At 30.9% G+C, this 790-nt stretch carries 2 protein-coding genes; both read left to right on the top strand.

Annotated features, from left to right (window positions below; translation table 11 throughout):
• Positions 1-56 precede the first annotated feature (56 nt).
• A complete protein-coding gene (ybeY, locus tag FUA24_RS24800; RefSeq protein WP_147131880.1) occupies positions 57-473 on the top strand; it encodes an rRNA maturation RNase YbeY in 417 nt (138 codons plus the stop codon).
• A 65-nt stretch (positions 474-538) separates the two neighbouring features.
• On the top strand, positions 539-790 hold a 252-nt coding region (locus tag FUA24_RS24795), incomplete at its 3' end, for an FAD-dependent oxidoreductase (RefSeq protein WP_148546103.1).

Raw genomic sequence — 790 nt, 5'->3', positions numbered from 1 at the left:
AGTACCTTTGCAAAATATTTATAAAAAGAAAGTGCAACAGTATTTTAATAAAGGGAATGATTAATTTCAATTACGAAATAGATTTTGAATTAGCTAATGAAACTGTTGTTTCAAAATGGATAGAAGATGTCATTTTTGAAGAAGGATATAAACTTGAAGAAGTTAATTATGTGTTTTGTGATGATGAATATTTACATAAACTAAATGTAGAATTCTTAAATCACGATACATTAACTGATATTATTAGTTTCGATTATACTGTAGGAAAAATTATCCAAGGTGATATATTTATTTCTGTTGAAAGAGTACGTGATAATGCTAAAGATTTTAATGTTTCTTTTCAAGAAGAACTACACAGAGTTATAGTTCACGGCATACTTCATTACTGTGGGTATAAAGACAAAACAGATGAAGATGTACATGTAATGCGAAGCAAAGAAAACCAGTATATAGCACTAATTAAATCAATATAATATCATCTCCAAATATTTATTATTAATCAATTGTTCCACGTGGAACATGTTTAATTATACACACTATGTTTAATGAAATTTATGATGTTATTGTTGTTGGAGGCGGGCATGCAGGAAGTGAAGCAGCGGCAGCAGCAGCTAATATGGGAAGTAAAACATTGTTAGTTACAATGAATTTACAAAACATTGCTCAAATGTCATGCAACCCTGCCATGGGCGGTATAGCTAAAGGGCAAATAGTTAGAGAAATTGATGCGCTTGGTGGTTATAGCGGTATAGTTTCTGACACCTCTGCCATCCAGTTTAAAATGCTTAAT

The sequence above is a fragment of the Seonamhaeicola marinus genome (assembly GCF_008085455.1).
This window is presented reverse-complemented; position numbering and strand designations above follow the sequence as displayed.